Raw genomic sequence first — 25,463 nt, 5'->3', positions numbered from 1 at the left:
TGTGCAGAGCACAGTTGCCGCCGGCACTGTGCCCCGGGGTGAGACAAGCCTGTCTTCCGGAGCGCGAACACAAGCGTGGATCGGCAGAACTCAGTCTTCTCGATTCGCGAACGGTGCAGGGCCCAAGACGCGGCCCGGCCCGGATAAGATTCGGCACTCGCCACCCTCGCGCCGCGCCGGCCGAATCCATCGAGGACCGGACATGAACAAGCTGCAAGTCATGGAAGTGTTTGTCCAGGTGGTGGACGCGGGCGGCTTCACCCGCGCGGCGGACAACATGAAGCTGCCCAAGGCGACCGTGTCCACCCTGATCCAGTCGCTGGAGCGCTCGCTGGCGGTCAAGCTGCTGAACCGGACCACGCGCCATGTCAGCGTCACCGTCGAAGGCGCGGCCTATTACGAACGATGCACGCGCATCCTGTCGGACGTGCGCGACGCCGAGGACGCCCTGTCCCGCAACCGCCGCGAGCCGTCGGGACGCCTGCGCGTCGACGCGCCCACCGGCCTGGCCAGCGAGGTGATCATCCCCGCCCTGCCGGATTTCCTCGATCGGTATCCCGCCATCCAGCTGGAGCTGGGCTGCGGCGATCGCCCGGTGGATCTGATCGAGGAAGGCGTGGATTGCGCGATTCGCGGCGAGCGCCGCCTGCCCGATTCCAGCCTCATCGCGCGCCAGGTCGGCACCATGCACTACCTCACCTGCGCCTCGCCCGCCTATGTGAAACGCCACGGCCTGCCGGCGCATCCCGACGAGCTGGTCGATCATCGCTGCATCAGCTACTTCTCGGCGCGCACCGGGAAGATGTTCGACTGGCACTTCGTGCGTGGCGAGGAGCGGGTCCGGGTCGCGCTGTCCAGCCGGATCGCCCTGAACGACAGCCACGCCTACACGGCGGCGGGCCTGTCAGGCCTGGGCATCGTGCAGATGGCGAGCTTCCTGATGGCGCCGATGATCGAGGACGGCCGCTTCGTCCCGGTACTGGACGGTTGGCATAACGAACCGCTGCCCGTGCACGTGGTGTATCCGCGCAATCGCCATCTCCCGGCCAAGCTGCGCGTATTCGTCGACTGGATCGCCGAATTGTTCTCCCGCCATCCCGCCGTGTGCCACGGCAAGATGGCCCATCCTTCTCGAAGCGGCCTGCGCGCGCAGCCGTGAATCGCCCGCGGATCCGGCGATACGGCCGCCGCCGCGCGAGGCGACGGCCGCGCGGCCCGGCCGCTGCGCTCACTCGACCGGCAAGCCTTCGGCTTCCCGCGACGCGCGCACGCTCGGCCGCCGTGCCATGCGCGCCATGAAGGCCTGGATATGCGCGTAGCCGGAGATGTCGATGCCCACGCGCGGCGGCCAGCACAGCACGTTGTAGAGATAGGCGTCGGCCACCGAGAATCGCTCGCCCAGCAGGTAGTCGTGCCGCGCCAGATGCCGGTCGACGTAGGCGAAGTTCCGGGCCAGGTTGCCTTCGGCGAAGCGGGCCTTCGAGGCCTCGTCCACGAACGGCGAAAACATCACCGCCATGCCCTTGTGCAGGTCGGTCGCGACGAAATTCAGCCACGCCAGCGCCGTGTAGCGCTCCCGCGTGCCGGTGGACGGCAGCAGCGCGCGTTCGGGGCAGGCATCCGCGATCCATTGCAGGATCACGGCGCCTTCCGTGAGCACCTCGCCTTCGCCGATCTGCAAGGCGGGCACGAAGCCCTTTCGCGTCACCTTGAAATAGTCGCCCTCGGCGGTCTGCTTGGTGGCGAAGTCCACCTTCACCAGTTCGAAGGCCTGGTCGGCCTCCCGCAATGCGATCTGCGGGGCGAGCCCGCAGGAGCCGGGCGCAAAGTACAGCTTCATGGATGTTTCCTTTTGTCGGGACGAGGAGTCGACATCGCCGGCCGGCAGACTGTCTTCGAAACGATCTTCGTCGGCCGCGTGCCGCGAACTCGCGATCCCGGCGGAAGAAGATTCGTCGAGGAAAATTCTATCGACGCGCGGCTTGCCCATATACGGCAGCCGCCCGAATTCATCGTTCGGATTCTTGAACAATGCCGTTCCCGGCAAGCACCTCGACCTTGTCGGCGCGGCTTGCCCGGTTCAGTGGAACCGGTATGCGGGATTGGCGGGATCGAACGCCGAATCGTCGAAGTCCCGCGGCGTGATCGTCTCGAACACCACCTGCTCGAAGAGGCGGCCGTCGTTGTCATAGGATTCGGCGGTCCGGAACCACGGATGCCGCAGATCGAGCCCCAGCGTTTCCTTCTTCGCGTAGTACTCGGGCTGGCCGGTCGGCGTTTCGTAGGTGAACGCGACAACACGCACGCCGTCGATGGTCTTCACCTCGATGCGCGCCGGATGCTGGCCGCCCGCCTCCCCGAGCTTCGCGCCCTCGGCCAGGAACTGGCCCGCGATGAAGGCCGTGCCGATATCGCGCACCTGATGGCGCGACTGCGTGCGCGCCAGCGCGCCGTTCAACGAGGCCCACACGGGCAGCACGTTCAGCAAGCCGCCGAGATGGCCATACAACTGGTCGCGGCGGCGCGACTCGTCATAGATGATTTCCTGCCCGGCATGCGCGCCGTCGGGCAGCCATTTCGCGTAGATCCGCAGCGGCTTGCTGCTCAAACGCACCAGCATGTGATCGGGCCGGCTCGGCCAGGTGCCGCGGATGCGCTCCTGGCGCCGCATCGTGAATTCGTACGAGGCATAGGCGTTGGGCCCTTGCTCGATGTAGCGCGGCACCGTGGACGCATCGAGCGACTGGAACAGCGCGAGCAGCGCCGCGTCGTCGAGCTTTTCCAGCGCGCCCGTTTCGGCCGCGCGACGCAGCCAGCGCACCTGCCGATCGAGCGGCAGCGCGCCGACCTGCGCCGGCGAAACATCGGGCTGCCCGACGGGCGCGGCGGTCTCGCTCGCCGCCGCGCTCGACACCTCGCTTGCCGCTTCGCCGTGCGCGAACGGCGGCGACATGCATGCCGCGATCGCCAGCCACGCGGCGATCCTCAGGAAGGCGGGCAAGCTCATCGCGGGCTCCCGCCGCGCGGACGCGACATCACGGATCAATGCCGCCCGCCGCCATGGAAGCTGCCGCCTGCGTGGAAGCCGCCGCCATGGAAACCGCCGCCGTGATGGAACCCGTTGTGAAAACCGCCGTATCCGCCGAAGTGACCGTGGTCGACATGGTGGAAGTGGTGGACGAACACGAACGAGCCGCCGAAGCCGAAGGTCCAGGGCCCGTAGAACCAGGGGTCGTAATACGGGAAGACCGCGTAATCCGCGTAGGCGGGCAGGACCGCGGCATCCCCATCGATCGCCGCATCCGGCTGCTGGATCCGCCAACTGCCGTCGGGCTGGCGACATGCCAGGCCGGTCAGGTTCTGCGTGGCGCCGTCGATCACCGCGCTGGTGTTGACGCTCCGGCAAACGGGAGGCGCCGCGGTTCCCGCCGTGCCGAGCGAGGGATCCGCCAGGGAGGATGGCGAGGCAACCGGCGTGGTGCAGGCCGCGCAGCTGGCGAGCACGATGCCGAGTCCAATGAGAGTACGCATGATTTCGTCCTGTTCGACGGGCGGGTGGCGGGACGCGGAGCATCGCGCCGGCACCTTGAAGACGCCATCGGTTCGCCTGGCAGGACACATCGCCGAAGCATGTGTGCCTGCCCTACCAGAACAGCTTGCCGATCGGCGCTATTCCATCTTTCAGGTCGGGTTTGTTACGCGCGGTTTCGGCGCCGCGCGACGGGCCGTGCCGCGATGCAGCAGGCATCGCGTTTCCGATTCGGCCGGCCGCTTCACGCATCCGCGAGCACGGCGAACGCCCTTGCCCGCATATTGAAAACCAAGGCGGCGGCAGGCAATGCGGGCGGATCAGGCGGAAATTCGGCGCGAGAGGAATCAATCCGGATGCGCGAACACTGGCCGCCCGATGTACGCGATCACGCCCTGCTGCTCGCCACCGACGGCAGCGACTGGCGATCGGCCGGCGAACCCTAGGTCCGCGTGGGTCCGCCGGCTCGCGTCCTCGGCGCCCTCGCCTTCGCGTGGGCCGAGTCCCGCCACGCCTCGATGGAATAAAACCCGGTGCCCGGACGTTGCATCAATAGGGGCGGCCATACGTGACATTGCCGAGGGAGCATCGATCTCCCCCGGTCTTCATTGCCTGGCTTTCCCTACATTCCCGGTACCAGACAGCCCAATGAAGATCGACCAGACCGACGTCAACATCCTGCATGCGCTCCAGCGGGATGCCCATGCCAAGGCGACCGACCTCGCCACCGCGTTCAATCTCTCCGTGTCGCCGCTCTACCGACGCATCCGGCTACTGGAGGAAGCGGGCATCATCGCGAGATACGTCTGCCTGCTGGAGCAGGACAAGGTCGGATTGCCGATCAACGCCTACGTGTCGGTCAAGATGGAAAAGTCCGCGCCGCGGCTGGCCGAGTTCGAGCGCGCCATACTCGGCTGCGAGGAAGTGATGGAGTGCTACCTGATGACGGGCGCGTTCGACTACATGGTGCGCGTGGTCGCGAGCGACATCGCGGGCATCGAGCGCTTCGTCACCACGCGGCTGGCCACCATCGAGGGCGTGCGGGACGTCAGCACCTCGATCACCATGCGGCGCGTGCAGTACAAGACGATCCTGCCGGTCAGGGCCGCCGGGTAATAGCGGCCCATGCCGCGGGCTTGCGCGGGCAGGCCCGCGGCGCCTACGAGGCCGACGCGCGCATCTGATCGACGGTGCCGAGGAACAGCTGCAGCGAGGCCTGGATATACATCGGATCGAAACCGAGGAACAGATTGTCGACGCCGAGCCGCAACGCCTCGACGGCCTGGGGCGGCGTCACGGCAAACGAGGTGAGCGCCATGCCCTTCGCCTTGATCCGGCTCATCACGTGCTCGATGGCCTGCCGGACCTCGTCGTGAGCGGGGCCGTCGTTGAAGCCCATGTTGACCGCGAGATCGAAGGGCGCGGGAATCGCGCCGGCCAGGCCTTCGACATCGAGAATCGCATCGATGTCGCGCACCGCGTCGGGATGCTCGATCAGCGCGATCACGCCGGTCTCGGCATTGGCACGCTTCGAATAGTCGATCATGTTGGTCTGCCACTGGTACTGCGTGCGAAACGGTCCCCAGCCGCGCACGCCCTGCGGCGGATACTTCGCATACGACACGGCCTGCCGCGCCTCTTCCCGGCTCGTGATCATCGGCACCACGATGTTCCTGGCGCCGGCGTCCAGCGCGAGCTTGATCTGCGCCTGATCGTTGTGGCTCACGCGAATCCACGGTTCGGCGGCGGTGCCGATGGTCGCCATGACCATCCGGTAGGCGGTCTCGATCGAGATCGGGCCGTGCTCCATGTCGATCAGGATGAAATCGAAGCCGGCGGCCGCGAACATCTGCACCAGTTCCGGAGATGGCGAGGTCACGCCGACTCCGATCTTCGTGCCTTCGGGTTTGTTGAGCCGTTGTCCGACATAGGCGGACGGGTTTGCAGGACTGTTCAGCATGAAAGCTCCGTGACAGGTAGGCCAAAGCGAACATCACCGCGCGGGAAGCACGCGGCGGCCTTTGCCGCCGCGCTCCGTCAGCGATGTGTCGAGCCTTCATGCTAGGGCGCGCGCGCTCGCGACTCGGGCCAATCTTTCCCGGCGGAATCGACGTTTTTCGCACGAACCTTCGAATCCGGCGGCTTCATTGGGAAAACGAACCAATGGAACCGATCGCATCCTCGCCGCCATCCTGAAAGCGATTCGCAAGCCACCGGCATCGACGGCAAGCTGGGGCCCAGCGCCTCGAACGCGACCGTCCCCTGGCCCCGGCGCCGGCCGCGCCACCGCGCATCTGCTTCCATCCAATGGGAGATACAGCCTGTGGCGCCTCCCGTTGCCCCCATCGATCTTCCGGAAACTGGTCCTACCGGCCGTCCTCGAGGTCGCGAACAATATCGGATCCTCGCCCTTCCACGGATCGCCGCAAGGTCGCCCCGCCGAAGGTCGGCCCTATCCCTCGTCGTCGTGTCGACCCCTACCTCCTTTGCCGCAAGCGTGACACCCGCCATACGAATCCTCTGTACATGCCTCATCACGGGCGTCGGCGCCTATGCCATCGCGGCCGCCGCCCTGTACCTGCTGCAGGATTGGCTGCTGCTGCCCTCGGCGCCGCCGGCGGCCCTCTCCGATAGCCGGCAATCCACGGGCAAGCGCGTCGATCGCTGGAAAATCGGCGGAGAGTTCGCCGGATACGTGATCACGCCGCTGGCGCAAGTGCCGACCGGCACCGTGCTGCTCTATCACGGCAACGAGGAGTCCGCCGAAACCAAACTGCCACTCGCGAACGTGTTCACGTGCGCCGGCTATCGCGTCGCGATCGTCGAATATCCGGGGCACGGCAAGCGCCCCGGCGCGAGGACCATGCGCGCGGCGCTCGACGCCTCACGCGAGGCGCTGGCGGAAAGCTTCCTGCGCTGGCCGGGCAGGATCTGGGTGGTGGGCGAATCGCTCGGTGCCGGCATGGCGGCGCAAGCGGTGCGAGGCAACCGAAATCCGCTGGAAGGCGTGGTGCTGATCACGCCCTGGGATACGCTCGCCTCGCTCGCGCAGGAAAAATATCCGATCTTTCCGATCCACTGGATTCTCCACGATCCGTTCGACTCCGTGGCTGCGCTGGCTGCCTACGACGGGCCACTGGTGGTGATCGGGTCGGCACGCGACACGCTGATCCCGATTCGGCACGCACGGCGACTGGCGGATGCTCATCCGGGAAGCGAGCTGATGGTGCTGCCCGACGCGGACCGCGACAACTGGTTCGATGCGATGAGCGCGGCGCATTGGCGACAGGTTCTGCAATGGGTGAAGGCGGCCTGAATCAGGCCGTGCCCGACATCCACGCGCCGCCGCCGAGGCCCGGAGCAGGGTGATCCCGGCTGGATTGCCGCGCATCCGAATACACCGCGATTGATTCAAGATGAAACCAGGCCTCGATGCGCCGAGCCTGGATTTTCCGTTCCTGATTGGAGAAGCAGTATGGTTTCACGGCTCACCGTGCAGTCGGTCGACCGGCGAAGCGGCCCCCTCGATTCGGCACCATGGCACGCCACGGCGCTCGAGTGCCTGGTACTGACCGGCGCCACCGGCTTCATCGGCGGCACCGTGCTGGTCACCCTCGTCAATGCGGGCATCGTCGCGCCCTTGCTGTGCCTCGTGCGCGCGGCCGACCGGGCCGAAGCGCTGTCCCGCCTGCGCGCCAGCGCCGTGCGATGCGGCTTGCGCCACGAGCTGGCCCAAGCGCTGACGGAAGCGAATGTCATCGTGGGCGAGTTGGGCGATGACTTTCCCGAATCGGACCTGGCACGCCTGAGAGCAGCCTCGCACGTGATCAATTGCGCCGCGATGGCATCGTTTTCCGCCAATCCGCAAATCCTCTCGACCAATGTGGAAGACACCCTGCGCTTTGCCTCCCGCTTCGACAACAGCAGGACGCTTCGGCGCTTCCTGCATGTCGGTACGGCGATGGCATGCGGCACGCAATGCGACGAGGTGGTGTCCGAATCGACCTTCTCCGGACAGGACGCGACGCACCTCGTGCCCTACACGCGCAGCAAGCGCGATGTCGAACAACGGCTGCGCCTGCAGAATCCGGAGCTGCCGCTGGTGGTGGCACGCCCCTCGATCGTGGTCGGACACACGAGCCTGGGCACGTCGGCGTCCGCGAGCATCTATTGGGTATTTCGTATCGTCCATGCCGCCCGCCGCTTCACCGCCAGCCCGGACAGCCGGCTGGACATCGTCTCGGTGGACGATTGCGCCCGTGCGCTGATATCCCTGTCGTTCAAGGCCAGGCTCGAATACGACGTCTATCACATCTCCGCCGGCCCGAACGCCGCGTCCATCGAGCAGATCATTCGGGCCATGGACAAGGCCGCCGGCACCGCCGGGACGCGATACTCGGTATGCACGCCGCGCGAGCTGAAATCGATCGCCCGGGAACTGGCTCAGCGGCAAGGCAAGGGCGTGGCCCGCCTGATCGAACAGGCGCTGAAACTGTACGCGGGCTTCGCCGGCCTGAACTACCGGTTCGACAATCGGCGGCTGTGCCAGGAGATCGGCTTTTCTCCCCTGCCCTTCGTCGACTATGTCCAGGAGTGCATACGAACCTCGGAGCAGGTCGGGATCCTGGAGCAGATGCGCTGGGATTTCAAATGAAACTCGGCCATGCCGGGCGGTATCGATGTCGCAAGACCTTCGCGTAACGATCCCGGCATTCGCGATGGTCGCGCTGCTGCATGCGCTGGCGCTGCTGGCATTCCAGATTCCCGCTCGGCCGAGTCAAGGCCAGCGTCAGCAGGAACGCCGGGCACTGACCGTGAGGCTGATCCCGCTCGAGGCGCCGCGCCCGCAGGCCGCGCCGTCGAGCCGCGTTTCGAGCGCTTTCCGGGCTGCCGCGCCATCCCGTTGGCGCGCCGGCACGGCGTCGATTCCAGCCCGGCCGGCCGGTGTTCGCGCATCCCTTGCGCGGCCTCCCGACACGGAACACCGGCACCAAGCCTTCGCTGGCGGCGCTGCCGTAGCCAGCCAGGCGCCGCCAGCGAATCTCGACTGGCAGGCCGACCTCCGCGGTATCGGCAAACCGCCGTTCGCGCGCGGCGGCGGCGGCACGCGCGGCGATGCGGCCGCGCGCGAGCCCGTCAAACCCGCCCAGGGAACCGCCGCGCAGCTAGATCGAGACATCTCGAAGGCGGCTCGCGGCGACTGCCGAAACCGATATGCGGGCATGGGGCTGCTGGCGATTGCGATGCTCGCCGCCGACGCCATGAATCAATCCGGGTGCCGGTGGTAAGCGCCTCCCATGCTGGATTTCATTCGATGGCGATGGTGTCGCCGCCGCTCTCCCACGGCCGCGTTTTCAGGAAGGCGATGAAGGCGCGCAAGGCGGCGGTCTGGTGGCGACGGCTCGGGAAGTAGAGATACAACGCCTCCAGAGGCGTCGACCAGTCGCTCAGGACGCGCGCGAGCTTGCCGGCATCCAGCAGCGTCGCCACGCTCCCGAGCGGCGCGCAGCTGACTCCCATGCCGCTGACGGTCAGCGCGATCTGCGAGGCGAAATCGTGAACCACGGTGGCCGCCGGCGGCACCATCTGCACCGTCCGGCCGGCCGATTGCAGCACCCACGGCGTGATCAGGCCGGTGCTCTGGCTGCGGCAAGCCACGCTGCGATGCACGAGCAGGTCGTCCGGCCGCTCGGGCGTGGTTCGTGTCCGCAGGTAGCCGGGGGACGCGACCAGGATCGCCTCCGAAGCGGCGCCGACCGGCACGGCCACCATATCCTTCGCGATCAGGTTGCCGTAACGCAGCCCCGCGTCGAAGCCTTGCTCGACGATGTCGATCATGCGCCCTTCGACGGCGATCTCGATCTCCACCTCGGGACAGGCCTGCTGGAACGCGGCCAGCGACGGCGCGATGAATCGATCGAACGGCACGCGCGGCATGCTCAGGCGCAACGCGCCGGTGGGACGGCCGCCGTGCCCGGCGGCTTCCTCCGCGGCGCGCCGCAACTGCGAGAGGGCCGGTGCCGCGGCCTGGAAATAACGAGCCCCCTCGTCGGTCAGGCTGAGGCTGCGGGTCGAGCGGCGCAGCAGCGGCGTGCCGAGCCGGGTCTCGAGATTGCGGATCGCCTGGCTCGCCGCCGACGGCGAGATGCCGAGCTGCCGCGCCGCTTCCGAAAAGCTGCCGGCCTCGGCCACCGCCACGAACACCGGCACGCCATCGAGGAAATTTTTCTGTCCCACGTTGCTGGATCTTGAAGTTCGACTTCACGATTCATACGTAATTTCCGGGCTAATGGCAAGCATCGGATCGCGCCATGATTGGGCATGATCTCGAACTCATCCCACCCCGCTCAAGGCGCGATCGACCATGGCTTTCAAAAGGTGAATGGCGCCACCCTGCATATCGCCTCGACCGGCACCGGTCGCCCCTTGATGCTACTGCACGGCTGGCCGGAATTCTGGCTGACCTGGGAGCCGGTCATGACGCGCCTGGCCAGCCGCTTCCGCCTGATCGTCCCGGACCTGCGAGGCTTCGGCGACAGCGACAAGCCCGCTGGCGATTTCGGCGCCAACGACCAGGCGCGGGACCTGCTCGCGCTGCTGGACGCGCTCGACTGCCGGCGCGTCGGCCTGGTCGGACACGATATCGGCGGCGCCGTGATGCAGGCGCTGGCGCGGACCGCCCCGGAGCGCTTCGCGGGGCTGTTCTTCTTCGACTTCGTCCACCCCGGCATCGGCCCGCGCTTCGGCACGCCCGAGCGGCTGCGCAATATCTGGTACATGGCCTTTCACGAGACCGACCTCGCGCCGGCCCTGATCGGCGCCAGCCCCGAGACGATCGAGCGCTACATCAGTTATTTCCTGCGGCACTGGTCCTATCGAAGGGAGGCCTTCGACGCGGTGCTCGACCGCTTCGTCGAGAATTTCCAGAAGCCGGGCAACGTGGTGGGGGGCCTGGCGCACTATCGCGCGTCGGCGGCCTCGCGGCTCGCCATGCTGAACGGCGCCGCGCCCCTGCCGCCGCCCATCATGCTTCCCACCTGCGTGCGCTGGGCCGAGCACGATCCGATGTTCGACTACGCCTGGACCGACCGCCTTCACGAAACGTTTCCGGACCTGGACCTCGCCCTGTTCCCCAGCGTCGGGCATTTCCCGCATCGCGAGGACCCCGAGCGCGCCGCCGCGGAGATCGCGGCGTTTTTCGAGGGATTGGCCTGGTGAGCGCGCCGATCGCAAGCCAGGGCCACGGCCAGACGCCGTGCCCGCAAGCCGATCACGCCGCCGCACTGGAGGATCGCACCGTCGGCCGGCTGGCCGCGGCCTGCGCGGTGGCCGTGGCGAACGCCTATTACATCCAGCCGCTGCTCGTCGAGGTGGGCCGCGCGCTGTCGATCGCGCCGGGGATGGTGGGAATCCTGCCCGGGCTGAGCCAGGTCGGCCTGGCGCTGGGGCTGGCCTTCCTGCTGCCGCTCGGCGACATGGTCCCGGCGCGCAGGCTGCTCCTGACGATCGTTCCCTTGCAGATCGCCGCCCTGATCCTGTTCGCCGCCAGCGGGTCGGGCCCGGCCATCGCGGCCGCCTCGCTGCTGATAGGCCTGTTCGGCATCACCCCCTACGTCTTGCCGCCCTATGTCAGCCTGCGCGTACCGCCTTCGCGGCTCGGTCACGTGACGGCCAGGCTGACGCGCGGAGTAGTGATCGGCATCCTGCTGGCGCGGACCGCATCCGGCATGATCGGCACGCAGTTCGGCTGGCGCGCCGTTTATGGCCTCGCCGCACTCGGCATGACGCTGCTGCTGATCTTCCTGTCACGCGTCCTCGAGCATGAACCCGGCCTGGCGGGTCGTGGCGAGCAGCGCTATCGAGACCTGATGGCTTCGCTGCCGCGCCTGCTTCGCACCCTGCCCGAGCTGCGTATCGCCGCGCTGTGCCAGGCCCTTGGCTTCGGCTCGTTCAACGTGTTCTGGCTGGGGGCGACGCTCTATCTGCAAGGCCCCGGCTTCGGCTGGACGCCGCGCGCGGTCGGCCTGGTGGCGCTGGTCGGAGCGGCGGCGGCCGGCGTCGCGCCGTGGTTCGGCCGGGCCATCGACCGGTCCGGGCCGCATCGCATGCGGCGCCTGGCGCTGGCGGGCATGGCGCTGTCATGGCTGCTGCTCGTGCTCCTCAGGGGGCACCTGGCCTGGATGGCGCCGGCGCTGATCGCGCTCGACATCAGCGCGACCCTGGTCGACATCTCGAACCGGACCATCCTCTATGGTCTCGATGCGAACTTCAGAACGCGCCTGAACGCGATCTACCAGATCGCGATGTTCTGCGGCGGCGCCACGATGTCGGTCCTGGTCGGCTTCTGCTGGTCGCTCGGCGGATGGCCCGCGGTCTGCGCGCTCGGCGCGATTCCGGTCGCCATCGCGTGGCTCGGATGCGGACGCGGCCGGCGCTAGCAGGCCGCTTCCCCGGCTTCGCCGGTCGGCCGATACCCTCTCACTCCCGTCCCAGGTCCACCAGCGGATGCGCCTCCAGCTTCCACGGCGAGCTCAGGAAATGCCGCACCCGCTCGCCGCGCACTTCCGTCAGCGTGGCCGGCGCCCAGCGCGGACGGCGATCCTTGTCCACTAGGTGCGCGCGAACGCCCTCGACGAAATCGCCGTCCTCGATCGCGCGCGAGCCGATCGACAGTTCCATGCGGAACGATTCGGCCAGCGTCATCTGGCGCCCACGCAGCAGCGCGTCGCGCGTGACCAGCAGCATGGTCGGCGAATGGCCGGTCAGCGCATCGAGCGTGGCCTGCAGCCATTGCCGGTATTCGCGGCTGCTCTCGTCGCGGCCGAGATCGTGGCGCAGCGTGGCGACGATCCGCTCGACGCTGGAGCGCCGGTCGAAGTGCCGGACGATCCAGGGCAACTGGCCGTCCAGCGTGGCATGCGGAACGATGTTGCAGGGCGGCTCGAACACCGCGCGCAGCGCGCCCGGCAGGTCGGGCCCGCCCAGCTCGGCGCGTTCCAGGCGCTGCTCGAAGGTCTCCAGCCACGAGGCCGGCACGCAGAGATCGGCGAGACGAGCGACCAATGCATCGGCACCCGACAAGGTCACGCCGGTCAGCCCGATGTAGAGCGCCAGCTCCACCGGCAGCGCCGACAGGAAGTGCGTGGCGCCCACGTCGGGCACGAAGCCGATGCGCGTTTCCGGCATCGCCAGCTTGCTGCGCTCGGTGGTCACGCGCAGCGCGGCACCCTGGGCGAGCCCCATGCCGCCGCCCATGGTGATGCCGTCCATCAGCGCCACCACCGGCTTGGGAAAGGTGTGCAGCGCGTAGTCGAGCCGGTATTCGTCGACGAAGAAGTGCAGCCAGTCGCGTGAGCCGGCCTTCGCCTCGTGATACAGCGCGCGCACGTCGCCGCCCGCGCAGAAGCCCTTCTCGCCGGCGCCGCGCAGCACGACGGCGAGGATCTGCTGGTCCGCGCGGCAGCGCTCCACCAGCACCGCGAGCTCGCGCACCATCGCGTGCGAGAGCGCGTTCAGCGCGGCCGGCCGGTCGAGCGTGATGACGGCGACGCGATTGATCACGCGCATCGTCACGTCGGGGCCCTTGCTGGCCGCAGCAGCCGCGCCGGCCGGGGTGGACGCCGTTGACGCCTCGACCGCCGGCGCCGAGGCGGAAGAAACCATGGATGCCTGTAGCGCCATGCTCATTGCTTGTCTCCGTGATGGGCAGCGTGCCAGTCGGGGCGACGCTTGCCGAAGAAGGCGGCCACGCCTTCGCGCGGCTCGCCGGTGTCGAACAGGTCGACGAAACGTTCGCGCTCCAGCGCGACGGCGGCATCGAAGGGCACGCCCTGCCGCGCCAGCGCGATCAGCGCCTTGCTCGATTCGGTGGCGCGCGGCGCGAGAGCGGCCACGCGGCGCGCCAGCTCGATGCCGGCCTCGCGCGCGGCGCCGGTCTCCACCAGCTCCTCGACCAGGCCGATGCGCAGCGCCGTCTCGGCATCGACGCGCAGGCCGGCCAGCACGATGCGCTTGGCCCAGCCCTCGCCGACCAGCCAGGGCAGCGTCTGGGTGCCGAGCCCGCAGGGCAGCAGGCCGACCGCCGGTTCGGGCAGCGCCATCTGCGCATGCCGCTCGGCGATCCGCATATCGCAGGCCAGCGCGCACTCCAGGCCGCCGCCCATCGCATAACCGTTGATCGCGGCGATCGTCACGAAACGCGCGGCCTGCAGCTTCGCGAAGGCGGCACCGAAACGCGCCGCCATGGCACGCGCCACGGCGTGGTCGCCGCTGGCGAAGGTGTCGAGGTCGGCGCCGCCGCAGAAGAATTTCGGGCCGGCGCCGGTGATCACCAGCGCGCGCAGCGCGGGCGTCGCCTCGAGCCGCGCCACGCTGCGCTCCAGCTCGGCCAGGCCCTCGGCCGTGAAGGCGTTGGCGGGCGGCCGCGACAGCGTCAGCAGCGCGATCGCGCCGCCGTCGATTTCGGTAAGTTCGATCATCGGGAGTCCTTGGAAGCGGGCATCTGGTAGAGGCGGATCACCGCCGAGAAATCGAGCCGGCCATCGCCGCGGCTGCTCACGGTCTGGTAGAGCTGCTGCGCGAGCGCGCCGAGATAGACGGGCTGGCGCACCTGCTTCGCGGCGTCGTTGGCCAGGCCCAGGTCCTTCAGCATCAGGTCGGTTCCGAAGCCGCCGGTGTAGCCGCGCGAGGACGGCGCGGTCTCGATCACGCCCGGGTAGGGGTTGTAGGTGTCCGCGCTCCAGCAGCGGCCGGTCGAGGTGTTGAGGATGCCGCCCAGCACCTTCGGGTCGATGCCGAGCGCCACGCCCAGCGACATCGCCTCGGCCACGCCGGCCATCGAGATGCCGAGCACCAGGTTGTTGCAGACCTTGGCCACCTGCCCCATCCCGGTCGGCCCGCAATGCACCACGTTGCGGCCCATGCCGGTCAGCACCGGCGTGACGCGCTCGAACTCGGCCACGCTGCCGCCGACCATGAAGGTCAGCGTGCCGGCCGCGGCACCGCCGGTACCGCCCGACACGGGCGCATCGACGAAGGCGCCGCCGCGCTCGCGCACCAGCTCGCCGAAGGCCTGCGCGCTGGCCGGGTCGATGGTGCTCGAGTCGATCACCGTGGCGCCCGGCGCGAGCCCGGCCAGCACGCCGTTCTCGTCCGTCAGCGCGCGGCGCACGTGGACCGCGGCCGGCAGCATGGTGATCACGAACTCGGCGCCCTCGGCCGCCTCGCGCGCCGAACCCGCCAGCTTCGCGCCGCCGTCGGCCACCAGCCGCAGCGCGTCCTCGCTGAGGTCGAAGGCCCGCACCTCGTGGCCGGCCTTGACGAGATTGAGCGCCATCGGCGCGCCCATGTGGCCGAGGCCGATGAATCCGATCTTCATGACGTGTCTCCCGATGTAGCTATCGCTGTCTTGTCCCGTCTCAGCCGAGCCGGATGGTGGTGTTCACCGCGCCGGCCGTGGCGTCGTCGTCGAACCAGCGCGCGGTGACGGTCTTGGTCTGCGTGTAGAACTGCACCACCTGCTTGCCGTAGGGGCCGAGGTCGCCGAGCTTGGAGCCGCGCGAGCCGGTGAAGCTGAAGTACGGCACCGGCACCGGGATCGGGATGTTGATGCCGACCTGGCCGATGTCGATCTCGCTCTGGAACTTGCGCGCCGCCGCCCCGCTCTGCGTGAACAGGCCCACGCCGTTGCCGAACGGATTGGCGTTGACCAGGGCGATGGCCTCGTCGAGCGTGTCGGCGCTCAGCACCACCAGCACCGGCCCGAAGATCTCCCTGGTGTAGATGCTCATGTCGGTCTTCACGTCGGTGAACACCGTGGGCCCGACGAAGTTGCCGTCCTCGTAGCCGGGCACCGTCACGCCGCGGCCGTCGAGCGCGAGCGTCGCGCCGGCGGCCACGCCCTCCTCGATCAGCGACAGCACGCGCGCCTTGGCCGCCTTCGACACCAGCGGGCCGACGTCGGTGCCGGGCTCGACGCCGGCATTGACCTTGAGCGTCTTCGCACGCGCCACCAGGTCCGGCACCCAGTCGCGCGCGGCGCCCACCAGCACCGCCACCGAGGTGGCCATGCAGCGCTGGCCGGCCGCGCCGAAGGCGGCGCCCGCCAGCGCGTTGAGGGTCTGCTCGCGGTTCGCGTCGGGCAGCACCACCGCGTGGTTCTTGGCGCCCATCATCGACTGCACGCGCTTGCCGTGCTCGCCGGCGAGCCGGTAGACGTGGGTGCCGACCGCCGTCGAGCCGACGAAGGACACCGCCTTCACCAGCTCGTGCGTGCAGATCGCGTCGACCACTTCCTTGCCGCCGTGCACCACGTTGAGCACGCCCTTGGGCACGCCGGCCTCGATCGCCAGCTCGACCAGTTCCATGGTCGACAACGGATCCTGCTCGGAAGGCTTCAGCACGAAGGTGTTGCCGCAGACCAGGGCCATCGGGAACATCCACAGCGGGATCATGGCCGGGAAGTTGAACGGCGTGATGCCGGCGCATACGCCCAGCGGCTGGCGCAGCGTGTAGGTGTCGACGCTGCCGGCCACGTTCTCGGCGAACTCGCCCAGTTGCAGCGAGCCGATCGAGCAGGCATGCTCGACCACCTCGAGGCCGCGGAAGATGTCGCCCTCGGCATCGGGCAGGGTCTTGCCCTGCTCGGCCGTCAGCGTCCTGGCGATGCGCTGCTGGTTGGCGCGGATCAGGTCCTGGTACTTCAGCATGATGCGCATGCGCGCGCCGATCGGCGTGCTCTTCCATTGCGCGAACGCGGCATGCGCGGCGCGCACGGCGGCGTCCACCTCGGCGACGGTCGCGAAGGGCACGCGCGCCAGCACCTCCTGGGTGGCCGGATTGACGATCTCGCGCCATTCGCGGGTGCCCGACTCGACGAATTCGCCGTCGATCAGCAGCTTGACCGTCGGCAGGGACTGCCCCGCGCGGGGCATCGGCGTTGCGTTCATGGTTCGGCTCTCCTTGAAGGCCGTCGCGCGAAACGCGCGGCGGCCGGTGAATGACGCACGCGCGCCGTTCGATACGGCGCGCGCGACGGCGATCGGCAATCCTCGTGGGCCGGCCGGCCCCGCTTCACTCGTTGGGGAAATCCTCCTCCCAGTATTCGTCGGGCATGCGCAGCGAGGGATCGGCATCGCGCTCCAGCTCGCGGCGGCGCAGCTCGACGCGGCGGATCTTGCCGGAGATGGTCTTGGGCAGCTCGGCGAACTGCAGCCGGCGGATCCGCTTGTAGGGCGCCAGCTTCTCGCGCGAGAAGCGGAAGATCTCGCGAGCCAGCGCCGCATCGGGCTCGTAGCCCGTGCGCAGCATCACCACCGTCTTGGGCACCGACAGGCGCAGCGGATCGGGGCTCGGCACCACGGCCGCCTCGGCGATCGCCGGATGCTCGATCAGCACGCTCTCCAGCTCGAACGGGCTCAGGCGGTAGTCGGAGGACTTGAACACGTCGTCGGCGCGGCCGATGTAGAGGTAATAACCGTCGTCGCGGCGCAGCGCGATGTCGGAGGTGCGGTAGTAGCCGTCGCGCATCGCGCGCGCGGTGGCCTCGGCGTGGTTGGCGTAGCCGGTCATCAGGCCGGCGGGACGCTCGCCGTCCAGCGGCAGCGCGATCTCGCCCTCCTCCACCGGCACGCCGTCGGGATCGAGCAGGGCCACGCGGTAGCCCGGCAGCGGGCGGCCCATCGAGCCGGCCACCACCGGCTGGCCCGGCGAATTGCCGATCAGGCAGGTGGTTTCGGTCTGGCCGTAACCGTCGCGGATGGTGATGCCCCAGGCGCGGCGCACGCGCTCGATGATCTCGGGGTTGAGCGGCTCGCCCGCGCCGATGATCTCGCGCAGTTTGACCGCGTAGGAGGCCAGCGGCTGCTGCACCAGCATGCGCCAGACCGTCGGCGGCGCGCACAGCGTGGTGATGCCGTAGCGCACCAGCGCGTCGAGCGCCTGCTTGGGATCGAAGCGCGTGTAGTTGAAGGCGAACACGCAGGCCTGCGCGTTCCAGGGCGCGAAGAAGCAGCTCCAGGCATGCTTGGCCCAGCCCGGCGAGCTGATGTTCCAGTGGATGTCGCCCGGTTGCAGGCCGATCCAGTACAGCGTGGAGAGGCTGCCGACCGGGTAGGTGCGATGGGTGTGCTCGACCAGCTTCGGCTTGGAGGTGGTTCCCGAGGTGAAATAGAGCAGCAGCGTGTCGTCGACGTGGGTGGGCGCGTCGGGCGCGAATTCGGCCGGGGCGGCGTAGCCCTCGTCGTAGCGCAGCCAGCCCTCGCGCGCGCCGCCGACGATGATGCGCGTCACCTCCACGCCGGCCTGGTCGAATTTCGCAGCCTCGGCCGCGTCGATCACCGCGTAGCGCGCGCCGCCGATCGTCACGCGATCGCGGATCTCCTCGGCGGGCAGCTGGGTGGTGGCGGGCAGCACCACCGCACCGAGCTTCATCGCGGCCAGCATGGTCTCCCACAGCTCGACGCGGTTCGGCAGCATCAGCAGCAGGCGGTCGCCGCGGCCCACGCCGAGCCGGCGCAGATGATTGGCAATCCTCGACGATTGCTCCGACATGCGCGCGAACGAAACCGGCTCGCCCGCGCCTGTCGCCGCATCGACGATCCACAGCGCGGGGCACTCGTTACCCTGCGCCATCGCGTCGAAGTAGTCGAGCGCCCAGTTGAACGACTCGAGCTGCGGCCAGCGGAAATCGCGGTAAGCCGTGTCGTAGTCGGTCCGGTGCCGCAGCAGGAAATCGCGGGCATCGAGGAAAGCCTGTGCCGTCATCGTTTCGTCTCCTTCCGTCTCGTCGCGCAACGTTCTGGCGTGCGTCGTCGTGTGGTGGTGATCATACGCCGGCCTCGCGTGCCGGATCAGAGCTGCCGCGCGATCACCATGCGCTGCACTTCGCTGGTCCCTTCGTAGATCTGCGTGATGCGCGCATCGCGGTAATGGCGCTCGACTTCGTAATCGGCCAGGTAGCCGTAGCCGCCGTGGACCTGGATCGCGTCGGAGCAGACCTTCTCGGCCATCTCCGAGGCGAACAGCTTGGCCTGCGAGGCTTCCGACAGGCAGGGCAGCCCTTCGGTGCGCAGCCGCGCGGCGTGATGCACCAGCAGGCGCGCCGCGTTCAGCTGGGTGGCCATGTCGGCGAGCTTCTCGGCGATCGCCTGGTGCTCCTTGATCGGCTTGCCGAATTGGGTGCGCTCGGCGGCGTAGCGGCAGGCCTTGTCGAAGGCGGCACGCGCGATGCCCACCGCCTGCGCGGCGATACCGATGCGCCCGCCCTCGAGATTCGCCAGCGCGATCTTGAGGCCCTCGCCGCGCGCGCCGAGCAGGTTCTCCTCGGGGATCGCGCAGTTCTCCAGCGTGATCGGGCAGGTGTCCGAGGCGCGGATGCCGAGCTTCTTCTCGGGCTTGCCGACGTTGAAGCCGGGCGTGTCGGTCGGCACGATGAAGGCCGACAGGCCGCGCTTGCCCTGCTCGGGATCGGTCATGGCAAAAACGATCGCCACGCCGGCGCGCGAGGCGTTCGAGATGAACTGCTTGCTGCCGTTCAGCACCCAGCGGCCGTCCTGCAGCACCGCGCGGGTGCGCAGGTTGTTCGCCTCGGAGCCGGCCTGCGGCTCGGTCAGGCAGAACGAGCCGACCATCCGGCCCGAGGCCAGCTCGCGCAACCAGCGATCGCGCTGCGCGTCGGTGCCGTAGTTCAGGATCGGGCCGCAGCACACCGAGTTCTGCACGCTCATCAGCGTGGCGCAGGACGCGCAGCCGGCGGCGATTTCCTCCACCGCCAGCGCATAGGCGGTGTAATCGGTATACGAACCGTCCCACTCGGCCGGCACCACCATGCCGAGCAGGCCCAGCTCGCCCATCTGCGCGACCACGCGATCGGGCAGCGCGCCCTCGCGGTCCCATTGCGCCGCGTTCGGCGCGAGCACTTCGGTGGAGAAATCGCGGACGCTGTCGCGAATCATCCGCTGGTCTTCGGTATAGAGCGCATCCATGGCGGGGCCTGTCTCCTGATCCGGTGCCGCGCCGCGGCAGCCGGTAACTGATTCGTTCGTCGATGACCTCAGTGTAGGCAAGGCCGGCCGGTGTTTCGATGCTCGCCGCACTCAATTACAATGATCGTTTTTGCCATAGCATGTTCGTGCGTGCCATATCGCCCCGAATCTCGCCCCGAATCACGCCTCCAAGCGCGTGCCTCGCCGCCAGGGGCCGCGCCGCCCGCACCTCGGACCTACCCCGCATGAAAGCCGCCGACAAAGGAACCGTCTCGATCCGCCTGGTCGCCACCAGCATCGCGCTCGCGCGCCAGGGCGGCGCCGACCCCGACGCGCTGCTCGCGCAGGCCGGCATCGCGCCCGATGCGCTGGCCGATCCCGAGGCGCATGTGAGCGCGCGCCAGTACGGCGCGCTCTGGAACGCGATCGCGCGCACGCTCGACGACGAGTTCTTCGGCCAGGATTCTCACCCGATGCGCAGCGGCACCTTCATCGCCATGAGCCAGGCGGCGCTGGGCGCGCGCAGCGGGTTGAGCGCGCTGTCGCGCGCGCTCAACGTGATGCGCGGCGTGCTCGACGACCTGCATGCCGAACTCGATGTCGACGCGCAGCGCGTGCGGCTGCGCTTCGTGCATCGCGAGGCCGACGCGAGGCCGCCGGTGTTCGCCTACGCGACTTTTTTCATCGTGGTGTATGGGCTGACCTGCTGGCTGATCGGGCGGCGCATCCCGGTGCTGCGCGCGCAGCTGCGCAGCGCGCCGCCCGAGGTCGCGCGCGACTATCAACAGATCTTCTGCGAGGACCTGCGCTTCGACCAGGCCGAGTCCTGCGTCGAGTTCGATCCGGCTTTCGCGACGCTGCCGGTGGTACAGAGCGGCGCCTCGCTGAAGACCTTCCTGCGCAACGCGCCCGGCAACTTCATCGTCAAGTACCGCAACCCCGATTCGCTGGCGAGCCGCGTGCGCGCGGTGCTGCGCTCAGCCTTGCCGGCCGACTGGCCCGACGCGGCCGGCATCGCCGCGCGCCTGCACGTGGCCGAGGCCACGCTCAGGCGCAAGCTGCGCCAGGAAGGCGCCTCGTACCAGGAGATCAAGGATGCGCTGCGCTACGAGATCGCCTGCGCGGCGCTGGCCGACAGCGAGCTGACGGTGGCCGACGTGGCGAGCGCGGCCGGCTTCGCGGAGCCGAGCGCGTTCTACCGAGCCTTCAAGGGATGGAGCGGGCTGAGCCCGGCCGCCTATCGCGAGCGCGAACTGGCGGCCAGGGCTAATCGGCCCGGCTGAGTGAAGCGATGCGCGAGGAGAACGGGCCCGCGTGGCGAGCCCGTTCGATTCGGCAATGACAGGATGGACGCGCCATCACGCCTTGGCGCGAGACGGCGAAGCAGGCCGTCATGTCAGGTGCTGGCCGCCAGGCGCGGGCCGCCCTGGCCGCGCGCGGCAGCGGCCGGTGCGGGTTCCGCGGCCGGATGCGCGGCAGCGGTGACCCACGGATCGATGCCCTGCTTCTGCACCTCTTCCAGGAAGGACACGCGCGTGCGCCAGTAATCGGCCTGCAGTTTCGCGTCGATCACGCGCTGCTCGGCGGTGAACAACTCCATGCGCGCCGTGACGAGCATCGAGGCGGCGGTTTTCTCGGGAGTGGGGGCATGCCGCATCGCCCAACGACTGATCCAGTTCAACATGCTTACCTCCGTATCGACCGATGAATTCGAACGGGAATCCAGGCCACCATGGCCCGGCGAATACCGGTTTTGCCTGCTGCCGGGACGTCGACGCGGCGAATCTCGTGTCGCTGCATCGACGTCCTCAAAGTCGTCCGACCCACCATCACATCCTAGAGTCCAATCCTCTTTTTCGCGATAGCGCCTTGCAATCTTTTACATCCAAAATGCGATTCTTTCCGATCCATTGTTAATTGTCGGATGTGTAAAGCCCGTGAATCCAGGCGTGGCAAGGGATGGCTTCACGAACGCGTTTCCGGCGGGTGTCGCGTGGACGATACAGAACAGTTTTCGTGCCCGACGCGATGCACAATCGCGGTGCGAGCCGCCTGCAACGATGGACGCCGCCATTGCGGCCGCGTGAAATCCATCGCGTCTCGCGTTCAGCGGCCTTGCATCTCGTGCGGCCAGCGATAGGCGAGCAGTTCCGCGCGCGGATAGGCCAGCTCGCGCACTTCGTCGAGCTGGTTGCCGCCGAACAGCACGATCGAGTCGCCTTCGTGGCGCAGATAAAAACCGACGTGCCCTTTCCAACTGTTCGGATCGTCGCGCATCAGCACGGCGATGCAGCCGTAAACGGGTTCGGCCAGCTCGCGTCCCCAGTCGAGCCAGGAGCGCGCCAGCGCCGAGCCGGTGCCGGCCAAGCCGGCGCGCGTGATGCACCAGTTCGCGAACGAGGAGCACCAGGAGATCTTGTCGTCGTAGCCGGCCAGGTTGGTGGCGCCGTTGTATTCGACGATGCGCGGATTGCTGCGGCCGGCGCCGTAGCGCGCGATGCCTGCCTCGGCGAAGGCGACCGGCATCCATGGCGGCGCTGCGGCATCGATGCGGTGGCGTTCGGGCTTCATCGCGGGCCCTCCTCGCGTGCATCGCGTGCCAGCGCCGGTCTCGACGCCAATCGATGCGCGCGCAACGAAATCGAAAGGATCGCCGGGATGGCCGGCAACGACGCCGCGCAAGTCAACGGACGCGGCGCTCGAAACGCCTGGCGGCCGGCTCGCGGCAGCCGGCGCGCGTGCCTCGGTTCGGGATGGTTCGACATGCTCTCTCGGGTATTTTTGGCGACTTATCGTATGTCGGCGTTCGTGCGGGGCCGGGCGAGCGCGCATGAGCCGCCATCGTAGCGGGTCGGTGCCGTGCCCGGCAATCGTAGGCGCGCGCTCGTGCTGCGTTTACAATCCCGCCCGTCGCCGTCCCCAACGGGCCGTCCCCAACGGGCCGCGCGCGCGGCGCGAGCCGCCACGAAAACCAGTCACACGAACGAAACGTCGAGCAAGACGACCACCGACCGGAGAACCCTCTTCATGGACTCGATCAAACGGTATTTCGGCTTCCAGGAAGCCGGAACCGACCTGCGCACCGAACTGCTGGCGGGCGTGACCACCTTCCTTACCATGGCTTACATCATCTTCGTGAATCCGGCGATTCTCGGCGATGCCGGCATGCCCAAGGAATCGGTGTTCGTCGCGACCTGCCTGGTGGCCGCGCTCGCCTCGCTGATCATGGGTCTGTACGCCAACTACCCGGTGGCCTGCGCACCGGGCATGGGCCTGAACGCCTACTTCGCCTACGCGGTGGTCAAGGGCATGGGCTTCACCTGGGAGGCCGCGCTCGGCGCGGTGTTCATCTCCGGCTGCCTGTTCCTGCTGGTCACCCTGTTCCGGGTGCGCGAGGCGATCATCAACGGCATCCCCAAGACGCTGCGGGTGGCGATCACGGCCGGCATCGGCCTGTTCCTCGGCATCATCTCGCTGAAGACGGCCGGCGTGATCACCGGCAGCCCGGCCACCCTGGTCACGCTCGGCAACCTGCACCAGCCCGCCACCATCCTGGCGATCGTCGGCTTCTTCCTGATCGTCACGCTCGATGCGCTGCGCGTGCGCGGTGCGATCCTGATCGGCATCGTGGCGGTCACCGTGCTGTCGTTCTTCTTCGGCGGCAACCAGTTCCACGGCATCGTCTCGATGCCGCCCTCGATCGAGCCCACCCTGTTCAAGCTCGACATCAAGGCCGCGCTGTCGACCGGCGTGATCAACGTGATCCTGGTGTTCTTCCTGGTCGAGCTGTTCGACGCCACCGGCACCCTGATGGGCGTGGCCAACCGCGCCGGCCTGCTGGTGGAAGGCAAGATGCAGCGCCTGAACAAGGCCCTGCTGGCCGACAGCACCGCGATCGTGGCCGGCTCGGTGCTGGGCACCTCGTCGACCACCGCCTACATCGAGAGCGCCTCGGGCGTGCAGGCGGGCGGGCGCACCGGCATGACGGCGGTGACGGTGGCCGTGCTGTTCCTGGCGTGCCTCTTCATCGCGCCGCTGGCGGGCGTGGTGCCGGCCTATGCCACCGCGCCGGCCCTGCTCTACGTGTCCTGCCTGATGCTGCGCGACATGGTGGACGTGCCCTGGGACGACGCCACCGAGGCGGTGCCGGCCGCGCTGACCGCCCTGCTGATGCCCTTCACCTACTCGATCGCCAACGGCGTGGCCTTCGGCTTCATCGCCTATGCCGGCCTCAAGCTGCTGACCGGGCGCGCGAAGGAGGTCAAGGCGATCGTGTGGATCATCGCGATCGTGTTCCTGTTCCGCTACTTCTACCTGGGCGGCGAATAAGCCTCGCGCCCAGCCCGGCATGCGACGCCGCCTTCGGGCGGCGTCGCCGTTTCCGGCCCGGCGAAGGCCTCGCGCGGCCCGCCGGCCCCTGGATCGTGCCGATATGTTCCGGCCGGCCGGGATGGCTATACTATGCGCCCCGGTATCGTTCCCGAGATCCATGCGGCGGCTCACCTGTTCGATCGTCTTCCTGCTAGGCTGCGCGTCCACGGCGTTCGCGGATCCCGCTGCGTCCGATCGCAGCGATGCGGCCGTGCTGGCCGCCGCGCCCGCGCTGGCCTCCGCCGCCTCCGGCGTGCCCGCCTCGGGGCCGCTGGCGCAGAGCGCCGAAGCGAGCCACGGCCCCGTCACCACCTACCTGATCCGCAAGTTCGGCGTCGCCAGGCAGAAGGCCGAGCAGATCTCCGACGCCGTCACGCTCGCCTCCGCCAAGTATTCGCTGCCGCCCGCCGTGCTGCTGGCGATCATCTCGATCGAATCGCGCTTCCGGGAAAAGGCCAAGGGCGCCAACGGCGCGACCGGGCTGATGCAGGTGGTGCCCTCGGTGCATCGCGGCCTGGTGCGCAACCAGGACCTGACCGAGCCCACCACCAACATCAAGATCGGCTCGGCCATCCTCTATGGCTACATGCAGGGCGCGAACGGCGACCTCGACGTGGCGATGCGCCGTTACGGCGGCTCGCAGGCCTATGCGCAGAAGATCCGCCTGCGCGCCCAGGAGTTCGATCGCGCGCTCGACACCGACCGGCCCGCCGCCGCGGCGGCAGCCTCCTCGAGCAGCGCGGACGGCGGCGAGCGCCGCTCGATGTCGCGCTCGCGCTAGGCGCGCTTGCCCCGCCGAAGCGGCCGAGCCGGCCGTCTGCAATCCGAAGGAATGAAAACGCACGCTTCTCGCGACCCGCGAGAAGCGCCGGCCCCGCGCGCCTCATTCAGCGCTGGTGGGCCTCGTGGAAGCGGACGTAGCCGCTGCGCAGCGTCACGCAGCGCGCGTGCGTATCGGCCAGCAGCCGCCGGGCGGCGGCCTCGATGCGCGGGCGGTGGTTCGCGAAGGCGCCCAGCATGTCCTCGAAGCTCGGCGACGCCGCGCCGAAATGCGATTCGAGCGCCTCGGCGGTGATCTCGCACCACACCCGCTCGCCGTCGACCAGCGCCGCGAAGGCCAGCGTCAGTTCACGCCCCGAATACTCGGGGGCTTCGTTCGGGAAATGGATCTGCATGGCGCCGCCTCTGCCGTGACGAGAATGCAAAAGGCCGCGCACACCAGGACGGCCTCCGGGGCCAGGGGTGAACGCGGGACGGCCGGCAGGCGGCGCGCGAGTCATGAGGGGCGCGCCCGGAACGAGCCGGTTGCATTCACTGTAGACGCTTTGCGCCGACACGCAAGGTCGGCTCGGAGAAACCCCGAGCCGTGCCCCGCGGTGGTGCCGGGCAGCGTCGCGGGGCGCCCCAATTCAGCAGCCGCTGCTTAATGCGCGCGTGCCGCAAGCCGCGTGGCAGCCGTGCCGCGATCGCCCTTGCGCGCCGGGCCGGTCGCCTCATCTTGCGGTGCAAAAAAACCGTTCGGCGCCGCTCGCCTCGCGAGGGCGCGGGCATCGCACGCCGAGGCGAATCGCCGTCGCGCC

24 protein-coding genes are annotated in these 25,463 nt (G+C 68.6%); 10 read left to right on the top strand and 14 right to left on the bottom strand.

Annotation, left to right across the window (positions count from 1 at the left end; genetic code table 11):
• Positions 1 to 202: 202 nt before the first annotated feature.
• A complete protein-coding gene (locus F3J10_RS03110; protein WP_167240977.1) occupies positions 203 to 1,159 on the top strand; it encodes a LysR family transcriptional regulator in 957 nt (318 codons plus the stop codon).
• A gap of 69 nt (positions 1,160 to 1,228) precedes the next feature.
• Here F3J10_RS03110 and gstA read toward each other — a convergent pair whose 3' ends face one another.
• The 3 genes from gstA to F3J10_RS03095 form a co-directional block, all read right to left on the bottom strand.
• Positions 1,229 to 1,840, bottom strand: coding sequence for a glutathione transferase GstA (gene gstA / locus F3J10_RS03105; protein ID WP_167240975.1), 612 nt, complete (start codon positions 1,838 to 1,840; stop codon positions 1,229 to 1,231).
• A 240-nt stretch (positions 1,841 to 2,080) separates the two neighbouring features.
• Complete coding sequence (locus tag F3J10_RS03100; RefSeq protein WP_205200136.1) at positions 2,081 to 3,007, bottom strand: DUF1571 domain-containing protein; 927 nt, start codon at positions 3,005 to 3,007, stop codon at positions 2,081 to 2,083.
• 35 nt (positions 3,008 to 3,042) lie between these two features.
• Positions 3,043 to 3,531 carry a hypothetical protein gene (locus tag F3J10_RS03095; RefSeq protein WP_166911510.1) on the bottom strand — a complete coding sequence of 163 codons (489 nt, stop codon included), beginning with the start codon at positions 3,529 to 3,531 and terminating at the stop codon, positions 3,043 to 3,045.
• Positions 3,532 to 4,177: 646 nt separating this feature from the next.
• Between F3J10_RS03095 and F3J10_RS03090 the strand changes: the two genes are divergently transcribed.
• Complete coding sequence (locus F3J10_RS03090) at positions 4,178 to 4,645, top strand: Lrp/AsnC family transcriptional regulator (protein ID WP_025100506.1); 468 nt, start codon at positions 4,178 to 4,180, stop codon at positions 4,643 to 4,645.
• 43 nt (positions 4,646 to 4,688) lie between these two features.
• On the opposite strand, the gene F3J10_RS03085 is transcribed toward F3J10_RS03090, so the two are convergent.
• Entirely contained in the window at positions 4,689 to 5,489 is an 801-nt protein-coding gene (locus F3J10_RS03085) for an aldolase/citrate lyase family protein (protein ID WP_167240973.1), read from the bottom strand.
• 507 nt (positions 5,490 to 5,996) lie between these two features.
• Here F3J10_RS03085 and F3J10_RS03080 point away from each other — a divergent pair.
• From F3J10_RS03080 to F3J10_RS03070, 3 genes are all read left to right on the top strand, one after another.
• The gene (locus F3J10_RS03080) at positions 5,997 to 6,845 is read left to right on the top strand and encodes an alpha/beta hydrolase (RefSeq protein ID WP_345791184.1); all 849 of its coding nucleotides are present in this window, start codon (positions 5,997 to 5,999) and stop codon (positions 6,843 to 6,845) included.
• A 159-nt stretch (positions 6,846 to 7,004) separates the two neighbouring features.
• Positions 7,005 to 8,183 (top strand): SDR family oxidoreductase, encoded by a 1,179-nt coding sequence (locus tag F3J10_RS03075; RefSeq protein WP_166911506.1) that lies wholly within the window; start codon positions 7,005 to 7,007, stop codon positions 8,181 to 8,183.
• 25 nt (positions 8,184 to 8,208) lie between these two features.
• Positions 8,209 to 8,817, top strand: coding sequence for a hypothetical protein (locus F3J10_RS03070; RefSeq protein ID WP_167240971.1), 609 nt, complete (start codon positions 8,209 to 8,211; stop codon positions 8,815 to 8,817).
• A 19-nt stretch (positions 8,818 to 8,836) separates the two neighbouring features.
• Here the strand turns inward: F3J10_RS03070 and F3J10_RS03065 are convergent, their stop codons facing one another.
• On the bottom strand, positions 8,837 to 9,766 hold the full coding sequence (locus tag F3J10_RS03065) for a LysR family transcriptional regulator (RefSeq protein WP_167231631.1): 930 nt from the start codon (positions 9,764 to 9,766) through the stop codon (positions 8,837 to 8,839).
• A gap of 141 nt (positions 9,767 to 9,907) precedes the next feature.
• Between F3J10_RS03065 and F3J10_RS03060 the strand changes: the two genes are divergently transcribed.
• Positions 9,908 to 10,747 carry an alpha/beta hydrolase gene (locus F3J10_RS03060; protein WP_205200135.1) on the top strand — a complete coding sequence of 280 codons (840 nt, stop codon included), beginning with the start codon at positions 9,908 to 9,910 and terminating at the stop codon, positions 10,745 to 10,747.
• On the top strand, positions 10,744 to 11,967 hold the full coding sequence (locus F3J10_RS03055) for an MFS transporter (protein WP_025100513.1): 1,224 nt from the start codon (positions 10,744 to 10,746) through the stop codon (positions 11,965 to 11,967). The genes F3J10_RS03060 and F3J10_RS03055 overlap by 4 nt, the downstream gene beginning before the upstream one ends.
• A gap of 40 nt (positions 11,968 to 12,007) precedes the next feature.
• Here the strand turns inward: F3J10_RS03055 and F3J10_RS03050 are convergent, their stop codons facing one another.
• The 6 genes from F3J10_RS03050 to F3J10_RS03025 all read right to left on the bottom strand — a co-directional run bounded on the left by F3J10_RS03050 (position 12,008) and on the right by F3J10_RS03025 (position 19,512).
• Positions 12,008 to 13,216, bottom strand: a complete 1,209-nt coding sequence (locus F3J10_RS03050; RefSeq protein ID WP_167240967.1) for an enoyl-CoA hydratase/isomerase family protein — start codon at positions 13,214 to 13,216, stop codon at positions 12,008 to 12,010.
• Positions 13,213 to 14,007 (bottom strand): enoyl-CoA hydratase, encoded by a 795-nt coding sequence (locus F3J10_RS03045; RefSeq protein WP_046580346.1) that lies wholly within the window; start codon positions 14,005 to 14,007, stop codon positions 13,213 to 13,215. The genes F3J10_RS03050 and F3J10_RS03045 overlap by 4 nt, the downstream gene beginning before the upstream one ends.
• Complete coding sequence (mmsB, locus tag F3J10_RS03040; protein WP_013689685.1) at positions 14,004 to 14,906, bottom strand: 3-hydroxyisobutyrate dehydrogenase; 903 nt, start codon at positions 14,904 to 14,906, stop codon at positions 14,004 to 14,006. Before mmsB ends, F3J10_RS03045 begins: the two co-directional genes overlap by 4 nt.
• 40 nt (positions 14,907 to 14,946) lie before the next feature.
• Positions 14,947 to 16,476: a CoA-acylating methylmalonate-semialdehyde dehydrogenase gene (locus F3J10_RS03035; RefSeq protein WP_167240965.1), complete on the bottom strand. Its 1,530-nt coding sequence runs from the start codon at positions 16,474 to 16,476 to the stop codon at positions 14,947 to 14,949.
• Positions 16,477 to 16,600: 124 nt separating this feature from the next.
• A complete protein-coding gene (locus F3J10_RS03030) occupies positions 16,601 to 18,292 on the bottom strand; it encodes an AMP-binding protein (protein ID WP_167240963.1) in 1,692 nt (563 codons plus the stop codon).
• Positions 18,293 to 18,378: 86 nt separating this feature from the next.
• A complete protein-coding gene (locus F3J10_RS03025) occupies positions 18,379 to 19,512 on the bottom strand; it encodes an acyl-CoA dehydrogenase (protein ID WP_017920455.1) in 1,134 nt (377 codons plus the stop codon).
• A gap of 245 nt (positions 19,513 to 19,757) precedes the next feature.
• On the opposite strand from F3J10_RS03025, the gene F3J10_RS03020 reads away from it, so the two are divergent.
• Positions 19,758 to 20,795 carry an AraC family transcriptional regulator gene (locus tag F3J10_RS03020; RefSeq protein WP_167240961.1) on the top strand — a complete coding sequence of 346 codons (1,038 nt, stop codon included), beginning with the start codon at positions 19,758 to 19,760 and terminating at the stop codon, positions 20,793 to 20,795.
• A 113-nt stretch (positions 20,796 to 20,908) separates the two neighbouring features.
• Here F3J10_RS03020 and F3J10_RS03015 read toward each other — a convergent pair whose 3' ends face one another.
• Positions 20,909 to 21,196: a hypothetical protein gene (locus F3J10_RS03015; protein WP_025100837.1), complete on the bottom strand. Its 288-nt coding sequence runs from the start codon at positions 21,194 to 21,196 to the stop codon at positions 20,909 to 20,911.
• 422 nt (positions 21,197 to 21,618) lie between these two features.
• A complete protein-coding gene (locus F3J10_RS03010) occupies positions 21,619 to 22,083 on the bottom strand; it encodes a TIGR02594 family protein (RefSeq protein ID WP_167240959.1) in 465 nt (154 codons plus the stop codon).
• 456 nt (positions 22,084 to 22,539) lie between these two features.
• Here F3J10_RS03010 and F3J10_RS03005 point away from each other — a divergent pair, with 456 nt between their 5' ends.
• Both F3J10_RS03005 and F3J10_RS03000 read left to right on the top strand, forming a co-directional pair.
• Positions 22,540 to 23,841: an NCS2 family permease gene (locus F3J10_RS03005; protein WP_167240957.1), complete on the top strand. Its 1,302-nt coding sequence runs from the start codon at positions 22,540 to 22,542 to the stop codon at positions 23,839 to 23,841.
• Between the two features lie 160 nt (positions 23,842 to 24,001).
• Positions 24,002 to 24,664 carry a transglycosylase SLT domain-containing protein gene (locus F3J10_RS03000; protein ID WP_167240955.1) on the top strand — a complete coding sequence of 221 codons (663 nt, stop codon included), beginning with the start codon at positions 24,002 to 24,004 and terminating at the stop codon, positions 24,662 to 24,664.
• Positions 24,665 to 24,770: 106 nt separating this feature from the next.
• On the opposite strand, the gene F3J10_RS02995 is transcribed toward F3J10_RS03000, so the two are convergent.
• Positions 24,771 to 25,058, bottom strand: coding sequence for a DUF1488 domain-containing protein (locus F3J10_RS02995; protein WP_025100833.1), 288 nt, complete (start codon positions 25,056 to 25,058; stop codon positions 24,771 to 24,773).
• Positions 25,059 to 25,463: the final 405 nt, after the last annotated feature.

The organism is Burkholderia sp. Cy-637 (genome assembly GCF_011753175.1).
In the GTDB taxonomy this organism is placed as follows: domain Bacteria; phylum Pseudomonadota; class Gammaproteobacteria; order Burkholderiales; family Burkholderiaceae; genus Burkholderia; species Burkholderia gladioli.
This window is presented reverse-complemented; position numbering and strand designations above follow the sequence as displayed.

Excerpts from the sequence above, each read along its gene's own strand:
- F3J10_RS03110 (WP_167240977.1), top strand. The coding sequence starts at position 203 with ATGAACAAGCTGCAAGTCATGGAAGTGTTTGTCCAGGTGGTGGACGCG.
- gstA (WP_167240975.1), bottom strand. The coding sequence starts at position 1,840 with ATGAAGCTGTACTTTGCGCCCGGCTCCTGCGGGCTCGCCCCGCAGATC.
- F3J10_RS03100 (WP_205200136.1), bottom strand. The coding sequence starts at position 3,007 with ATGAGCTTGCCCGCCTTCCTGAGGATCGCCGCGTGGCTGGCGATCGCG.
- F3J10_RS03095 (WP_166911510.1), bottom strand. The coding sequence starts at position 3,531 with ATGCGTACTCTCATTGGACTCGGCATCGTGCTCGCCAGCTGCGCGGCC.
- F3J10_RS03090 (WP_025100506.1), top strand. The coding sequence starts at position 4,178 with ATGAAGATCGACCAGACCGACGTCAACATCCTGCATGCGCTCCAGCGG.
- F3J10_RS03085 (WP_167240973.1), bottom strand. The coding sequence starts at position 5,489 with ATGCTGAACAGTCCTGCAAACCCGTCCGCCTATGTCGGACAACGGCTC.
- F3J10_RS03075 (WP_166911506.1), top strand. The coding sequence starts at position 7,005 with ATGGTTTCACGGCTCACCGTGCAGTCGGTCGACCGGCGAAGCGGCCCC.
- F3J10_RS03070 (WP_167240971.1), top strand. The coding sequence starts at position 8,209 with ATGTCGCAAGACCTTCGCGTAACGATCCCGGCATTCGCGATGGTCGCG.
- F3J10_RS03050 (WP_167240967.1), bottom strand. The coding sequence starts at position 13,216 with ATGAGCATGGCGCTACAGGCATCCATGGTTTCTTCCGCCTCGGCGCCG.
- F3J10_RS03045 (WP_046580346.1), bottom strand. The coding sequence starts at position 14,007 with ATGATCGAACTTACCGAAATCGACGGCGGCGCGATCGCGCTGCTGACG.
- mmsB (WP_013689685.1), bottom strand. The coding sequence starts at position 14,906 with ATGAAGATCGGATTCATCGGCCTCGGCCACATGGGCGCGCCGATGGCG.
- F3J10_RS03035 (WP_167240965.1), bottom strand. The coding sequence starts at position 16,476 with ATGAACGCAACGCCGATGCCCCGCGCGGGGCAGTCCCTGCCGACGGTC.
- F3J10_RS03030 (WP_167240963.1), bottom strand. The coding sequence starts at position 18,292 with ATGACGGCACAGGCTTTCCTCGATGCCCGCGATTTCCTGCTGCGGCAC.
- F3J10_RS03025 (WP_017920455.1), bottom strand. The coding sequence starts at position 19,512 with ATGGATGCGCTCTATACCGAAGACCAGCGGATGATTCGCGACAGCGTC.
- F3J10_RS03020 (WP_167240961.1), top strand. The coding sequence starts at position 19,758 with ATGAAAGCCGCCGACAAAGGAACCGTCTCGATCCGCCTGGTCGCCACC.
- F3J10_RS03015 (WP_025100837.1), bottom strand. The coding sequence starts at position 21,196 with ATGTTGAACTGGATCAGTCGTTGGGCGATGCGGCATGCCCCCACTCCC.
- F3J10_RS03010 (WP_167240959.1), bottom strand. The coding sequence starts at position 22,083 with ATGAAGCCCGAACGCCACCGCATCGATGCCGCAGCGCCGCCATGGATG.
- F3J10_RS03005 (WP_167240957.1), top strand. The coding sequence starts at position 22,540 with ATGGACTCGATCAAACGGTATTTCGGCTTCCAGGAAGCCGGAACCGAC.
- F3J10_RS03000 (WP_167240955.1), top strand. The coding sequence starts at position 24,002 with ATGCGGCGGCTCACCTGTTCGATCGTCTTCCTGCTAGGCTGCGCGTCC.
- F3J10_RS02995 (WP_025100833.1), bottom strand. The coding sequence starts at position 25,058 with ATGCAGATCCATTTCCCGAACGAAGCCCCCGAGTATTCGGGGCGTGAA.